General features: G+C 66.1%; 9 protein-coding genes. 3 read left to right on the forward strand and 6 right to left on the reverse strand.

The window, feature by feature from the left end:
• Positions 1-390: 390 nt before the first annotated feature.
• Genes FUT88_RS21110 through FUT88_RS21125 form a run of 4 tightly spaced genes read right to left on the reverse strand, consistent with a single transcriptional unit; the run spans position 391 to position 2792 of the window.
• A complete protein-coding gene (locus FUT88_RS21110; RefSeq protein WP_045785568.1) occupies positions 391-645 on the reverse strand; it encodes a hypothetical protein in 255 nt (84 codons plus the stop codon).
• Positions 642-1058, reverse strand: coding sequence for a VOC family protein (locus FUT88_RS21115; RefSeq protein WP_004633594.1), 417 nt, complete (start codon positions 1056-1058; stop codon positions 642-644). The genes FUT88_RS21110 and FUT88_RS21115 overlap by 4 nt, the downstream gene beginning before the upstream one ends.
• On the reverse strand, positions 1058-1564 hold the full coding sequence (locus tag FUT88_RS21120) for a helix-turn-helix domain-containing protein (protein ID WP_147218039.1): 507 nt from the start codon (positions 1562-1564) through the stop codon (positions 1058-1060). Before FUT88_RS21120 ends, FUT88_RS21115 begins: the two co-directional genes overlap by 1 nt.
• A 19-nt stretch (positions 1565-1583) precedes the next feature.
• Positions 1584-2792, reverse strand: coding sequence for a PLP-dependent aminotransferase family protein (locus FUT88_RS21125; RefSeq protein ID WP_147218041.1), 1209 nt, complete (start codon positions 2790-2792; stop codon positions 1584-1586).
• A 126-nt stretch (positions 2793-2918) separates the two neighbouring features.
• Between FUT88_RS21125 and FUT88_RS21130 the strand changes: the two genes are divergently transcribed.
• On the forward strand, positions 2919-3272 hold the full coding sequence (locus FUT88_RS21130; protein ID WP_147218043.1) for a glyoxalase superfamily protein: 354 nt from the start codon (positions 2919-2921) through the stop codon (positions 3270-3272).
• A 69-nt stretch (positions 3273-3341) separates the two neighbouring features.
• On the opposite strand, the gene FUT88_RS21135 is transcribed toward FUT88_RS21130, so the two are convergent.
• Positions 3342-3530 carry a hypothetical protein gene (locus tag FUT88_RS21135; RefSeq protein ID WP_147218045.1) on the reverse strand — a complete coding sequence of 63 codons (189 nt, stop codon included), beginning with the start codon at positions 3528-3530 and terminating at the stop codon, positions 3342-3344.
• Between the two features lie 61 nt (positions 3531-3591).
• On the reverse strand, positions 3592-4062 hold the full coding sequence (locus FUT88_RS21140; RefSeq protein ID WP_147218048.1) for a PRC-barrel domain-containing protein: 471 nt from the start codon (positions 4060-4062) through the stop codon (positions 3592-3594).
• Positions 4063-4262: 200 nt separating this feature from the next.
• Here FUT88_RS21140 and FUT88_RS21145 point away from each other — a divergent pair, with 200 nt between their 5' ends.
• Positions 4263-4739 carry a hemerythrin domain-containing protein gene (locus FUT88_RS21145; protein WP_147218051.1) on the forward strand — a complete coding sequence of 159 codons (477 nt, stop codon included), beginning with the start codon at positions 4263-4265 and terminating at the stop codon, positions 4737-4739.
• Between the two features lie 30 nt (positions 4740-4769).
• The coding region (locus FUT88_RS21150; protein ID WP_147218053.1) for a thiamine pyrophosphate-requiring protein at positions 4770-6348 on the forward strand (1579 nt) is incomplete at its 3' end.

Raw genomic sequence — 6348 nt, forward strand, 5'->3', positions numbered from 1 at the left:
GGTCGACCCTCAAACCCTCGCGTTCCGACCCTGGACTGCGACGGTCGACCCTCAAACCCTCGCGTTCCGACCCTGGACTGCGACGGTCGAGCCTCAAACCCTCGCCTTCCGACCCTGAACCCCGGCGGTCGACCCTCAAACCCTCGTGCGCCACGCTTCAAGCTCGACATTTTCGACCCCAAACAGTCACGCTCCGGGCTTTGAGGTCGGCGCTTGAGCCTCAGAGGCTCGGCGTCCGGCCTCCGACCCTTCGGGCTCGGCCCTCTGAGGCCGGTTTTTTCGACCTCGAACTGTCATGTTCCGGGCGCTGAGCCTGGTGCACGAGCCTCGGACACTCACGCTCGACTGTCTGAGCCCCGCAATCGAGCCTCAGAGCCTCACGTGCCGCACTCAGACCGCCGCGGTGGGTGTGTCCCGCTCGCCGGTCGAACGCCGCGCGCCTCGCCGATCCAGGTACGGCAGCGCAAACATGTAGAGCCCCGTAAACAGCAGCAGCGCCAGCGGCAGCAACGGCGCGTAGGTGATCCACGCCGGCGGCTGCGCACCCTTGCCCAACCCCAGGGCGACAAAGTTGGCGATGACCGTGAGCGTGAACGCCATCGACACCCAGCGGTGAAACTGGCGGATTGCGTGGCGGGCGCTCACTGGGCACCTCCGGCGGCCTGGATCATCTTCCAGCCGTTGCCGGCCGGGTCACGAAAGCCGGCGTCGACGCTGCCGAAGCGGTCGATCGGCTCTTGCGTGAACTCCACGCCGCGCTCGCGCAGTTGCGCATAGGCGGCGCGGCAATCGGCGACGGTCAGCACCAGCGGCGGCATCGCGCCCTTGGCCACCATGGCGCGCAGCGTCTGCGCGGTGGCCTCGTCGTGGATGGGCGGACCAGGCTGGAACAGGCCGAGCTGAAACGACGGCTGCTCCGGATGCTGCACCGTCAGCCACCGGTACGGGCCGTTGCGCACGTCGGTATGCACGCGAAACCCGAGCTTGTCGACATAGAACGCCAGCGCGGCGTCCTGATCATCCACATACAGCCCGACGACATTGATCCCTTGGCTCATCACCGCTCCTTGTTATTGGTGGGTGACGGATTTGTACCCTCTGCCAGCTGGCGGCGCTTCTCCGAAACTGCTGTGACGAGGTCGGGCCGCTGCGCCGCCTTCAGCACACAGGCGGGCACGCGGTCGAGTTGCTGCTGCGGCGCTGTGGCCTGGGCGTGGCGGCGAAGCGCGCTCGGGCTCTGCCCGGTGATGTCGCGAAAGATGCGGCCGAAGGTGCCGAGGCTTTCCCAGCCCGTGGCGTAGGCGATTTCGATGATGGGCAGGTCGGTGTCGCGCAGCAGCGTGGTGGCCTGCTCGATGCGGCGCGTGAGCAGGTAGCGGTGCGGCGGAATGCCGAAGGCTTGCTTGAACGAGCGCGCAAAATGCGCCGCCGACACGCCGCTCACCTCGGCCAGCCGCTTGACGGGCCATGCCTCGTGCGAGGCGGCGTCCATGCGGTCTTTGGCGCGCAGCAGGCGGCGCAGCAGCGCGGGGTCTTGCTGCGCGTCGGTGTGTGCCGTTGCCACCGCGGCCTGCGCCCGAGGGTCAGCCGAGCTTGAACTCGCCGATGGCGTGTGCGAGCTTGCGCACACCCTCTTCCACCTGCGCCAGCGATGAGGTGGCGTACGACAGACGCAGCGTCGAACGATCCGGGTCGACCGGGTAGAACGCCGCACCCGGCACGAACGCCACACCGCGCTCGATGGCCACCTTGGCCACATCGCCGGCATTGCGGCCCGGCAAGGTGCACCACAGGAACATGCCGCCGCGCGGGCGGTTGAAGGTCAGTTCGGTTGCGGGCAGCAACGCGCGCAGGCCGTTGGCCATGGCGTGGGCGCGTTCGGCATAGGCCGCGCGTGTGCGCGGCAGCACGGTGTCCAGGCGATTGCTGCGCAGGTAGGCGGCGGCCGTGGCCTGCGCAAACGTGGAGGTGTGCGCATCGGCAAACTGCTTGACCATCACCGCATTGCCCAGCACCGGCTGCGAGGCGATCATCCAGCCCACGCGGAGCCCCGGCGCCACCACCTTCGACAGGCTGCCCAGGTAGATCACACGCCCCTGCGCGCCGTCGGTCTGCTGTGACAGCGCGTACAGCGACGGCGGCGGGGCTGCGTCGAAATACAGATCACCGTACGGGTCGTCTTCCACGATCAGCAGGTTGTGGCGCACGGCCACATCCAGCAGGCGCTTGCGACGCTCCAGGCTCATCAGCGCGCCGCTCGGGTTGCCGAAGTTGGGAATCACGTAGAGGAATTTGGGACGCGCGGTGGCGAGCACCTTTTCCAGCGCGTCGACGTCCAGGCCGTCGCCATCGGTCGGCACGCCGGCCACCTTGGCGCCGTACAGCTTGAATGCCTGGATGGCGGCGAGGAAGGTAGGCGCCTCGGTCAGCACCGTGTCGCCCTCGCCGATCAGCACCTTGCCCAGCAGATCCAGCCCTTGCTGCGAACCCGTGGTGACGAGGATGTCGGTGTTGGCGACGTTGGCGCCGCGACTCTTCATCAGCGTGACGATGGCCTCACGCAGCGGCTCGAAGCCCTCGGTGGCGCCGTATTGCAGGGCGCGGGCGGCGTCGGTGGTGAGCGCGCTGTCGGCGGCAGCCTTCAGGCCTTCCACGTCAAACAAGGCGGCATCCGGAAAGCCGCCGGCAAACGAGATCAGGCCCGGCTTGCCGAGCACCTTGAACAACTCGCGGATGGCGGAGGTTTCAACGTTTTGCAGGCGGGGTGCCAGCAGCGATTGCAGGAATTCCATGGCGTGCGTGTCTCTGTAGTTCGAGTGCCCGCCACTTTACGTGATGTGCGCCGCGTGCGCATGCCAGCAAGACGTCACAGCCGTGACTAGAATGCCGCCACCGAATGGGTAAAAAGGAGGCAACGCATGGCTGTCCGACGCATCGTCCCCAACCTGCATGCCACCGATCCGGCACGTGCCCGCGCGTTCTACGTTGAACTGCTGGGGCTGGAAGCGGTGATGGACCACGGCTGGATCGTTACCTTTGCCAATCCAGCCAACACGACGACGCCGCAGGTCAGCATTGCCAGCGAAGGCGGAAACGGTACGCCGGTGCCAGCGCTGTCGGTGGAGGTTGACGACGTGGATGCCGTGCACGCACGGGCCGTGTCGCTGGGCCTGGAAGTCGTCTACCCGCTCGTCGACGAGCCTTGGGGCGTGCGCCGTTTTTTCGTGCGCGATCCGTTCGGCAACGTGGTCAACATCCTGACGCACCGCTAACCACACGCGTCAAAAAAGAAAACGCCCGCATGCCAAAGGCGATGCGGGCGCGGCAGGGCCGGCTAGCGGCTACCGGTGATTGCCGTTGTGGGTGCGCTTGTCCTGGTGTGCGTTGCCGTTCTTGTCCTTCTCGACAACGCGTGTGATGCCGCCCGTGGCGGGCGGGTCACTGGCCGGGAAGGTGTCTTCCACCGCCTTTTCCACCAGCTCCTCACGCTTTTCTGCGTGCGGATGCTTCTCTTTCTTGCCCTTCTCCATGGCGCCCTCCTGTTTCAAGCGTGGTTGAAGACACGCAAGCGAACAGCGTGCCTGGGCGCGTTCAATACTCTTCCCAGTACGGACGCGAGCCGTAGTACTCATGCACGGACTGCGCCCAGGTCGGATCGGCCATCGTGGGCCAGCTGTCCTTGTCGAAACCCGGAGCTGCCTCCAGGCGATCCTTGTTGGCGTCGAGCACAAAGCACTTGCGGTCGACGTCGAGCGACATGGCGCTCCACGGCACGGCAAAGAGCTTGTCGCCGATGCCCAGGAAGCCGCCCACCGACATCACCGCATAGGCGATCCGGCCGCGCTGCACGTCGAGCATGATGTCGGTGATCTTGCCGAGGTCTTCTCCATTGAGGTTGACGACGCGATCGCCCTCCAGCGTATCTGCGGCCATCAGTTCCGGGCCCGGGCCGGCTGAATCAGACTCAGCGCGGCCGATGATGCGCATGCGTACACCGGCGGTGGTGCCTACACCGGTGGCGGTGCCAGTGCCCAGGGTGGTGCCGGTTGTCGTGGTTTGCATAGCAGTTACCTCCCATCAATCAGTTGACGTTCAGGATGGTGTGCGGCCGCCACGCATCTTGCGCAGCGTCTGTCGCACGCAATGACCTCTGCCAGCACGAAGCTTGCCTGCAACGCGTCGCCGGCAACGACGCGGGCGCGGCATGGCGCTTGCTCGACGGTACGGCGTACTTCAACAAGAACCCCACCCGGAGAACCCCCATGAACAAAGCTGAAATCCCTGTGGCGCAACGCGCCGTGCTGTCGATGCTGCTGGACGATCACCGCGAGGTGAAGAAACTGTTCAAGGCGTTCCAGCAGGAAAAAGACAAGGCGGCCGGCGAGCAAATCGTGCGCGAAGCGTGTGAAAAGTTGACCGTGCACACGCAGCTGGAAGAAGAGGTGTTCTACCCGTTCGTGCGCGACAACGGCGGCGAAGCGTTCAAGGACCTCGTCGACGAAGCCGTGGTGGAACACGCCACCGCAAAGGATCTGATCGAGCAGTTGAACGGCATGGAAGCAGGCGACGACCTGTTCGCGGCCAAGTTCACCGTGCTGGCCGAGTACGTCTCGCACCACGTGGAAGAGGAAGAGACCGAGCTCTTTCCCAAGCTGGTCCGACAGCACGTGGACCTGACGCCGCTGCAGGAACCCATGACCGCGCGCAAGGAAGCGCTGCTCGCCGAGACCGCCAGCTGACGCCCCACCACCCGACACCGGACAGACACCATGCAAGCCACCGTCAGCGATTTCCTCGTCGCCCGCCTGTATGACTGGGGTGTGCGGCGCATCTTTGGCTACCCCGGAGACGGCATCAACGGCATGTTCGGGGCCTTGCAGCGCGCGGGCGGCAAGATCGAGTTCGTGCAGGTGCGGCATGAAGAGATGGCCGCCTTCATGGCCTCGGCGCACGCCAAGTTCACCGGTGAGCTGGGCGTGTGCATGGCGACGTCCGGGCCGGGTGCCACGCACCTCATCACGGGGCTGTACGACGCGCGGCTCGACCACATGCCCGTGCTGGCGATTACGGGGCAGCAGGCGCGCACGGCAGTCGGCGGGCATTACCAGCAGGAGGTGGATCTGGCGGCGATGTTCCGCGACGTGGCCGGCGCGTTTGTCCACCAGGCCAGCATGCCGGCGCAGGTGCGGCATCTGCTGGATCGCGCGGTGCGCATCGCCATCGGGCAGCGCCGGGTGACGGCGCTCGTGCTGCCCAACGATTTGCAGGAAATGCCCTACACCGAGCCGCCGCGTGCACATGGCACGGTGCATTCAGGCGTCGGCTACAGCGCGCCGAGCGTGATCCCGCAAGCCGCCGATCTGGAACGCGCGGCGGACATCCTCAACAGCGGGCGGCGGGTGGCGATGCTTGTCGGCGCGGGTGCGCTCGGGGCCAGCGCAGAAGTGGCGGCCGTGGCAGAAACGCTCGGGGCGGGCGTGGCCAAGGCGCTGCTCGGCAAGGCCGTCCTGCCCGACGAATTGCCCTATGTGACAGGCGCCATCGGCCTGCTCGGCACGGAGCCGAGCTGGGAACTGATGAACCATTGCGACACGCTGCTGATGGTCGGCTCCGGCTTCCCCTATGCGGAATTCCTGCCCAAGGAAGGCCAGGCGCGCGGCGTGCAGATCGACCTAGACCCCGGCATGCTGGGGCTCCGCTACCCGATGGAGGTCAACCTCGTGGGCGACAGCGCGCAGACGCTGCGTGCGCTGCTGCCGCTGCTGCAGCGCAAGACCGATCGCTACTGGCCCGACCGCATTGCCCGCTGGAACGAGCGCTGGTGGAAGACGCTGGAAGACCGCGCGCTGCAGCCGGCCTACCCCGTCAACCCGCAGCGCGTGCTGTGGGAGTTGTCACCGAAGCTGCCTGGCAACGTGATCGTCACCAGCGACTCCGGCACCTGCGCCAACTGGTATGCGCGCGATCTCAAGTTCAAGCCCGGCATGATGGGCTCGCTCTCGGGCGGGCTGGCGTCGATGGGCGCGGCGGTGCCGTATGCGATCGCCGCCAAGTTTGCGCATCCCGATCGCCCCGTCATCGCACTCGTGGGCGACGGCGCCATGCAGATGAACAACATGGCGGAACTCATCACCGTGTCGAAATACTGGAAGCGGTGGAAGTCTCCCAAGTGGATCTGCATGGTGCTCAACAACCAGGATCTGAACGAAGTCACCTGGGAGCAGCGCGTGATGGAAGGCGACCCGAAATTCCCGGCGTCACAGGACATCCCTGACGTGCCGTATCACCGCTTTGCCGAGTTGATCGGCCTGAAGGGCATCTACGTCGACAACCCCGACCAGCTGGCCG

This window comes from Ralstonia sp. TCR112, assembly GCF_007997035.1.
In the GTDB taxonomy this organism is placed as follows: domain Bacteria; phylum Pseudomonadota; class Gammaproteobacteria; order Burkholderiales; family Burkholderiaceae; genus Ralstonia; species Ralstonia edaphi.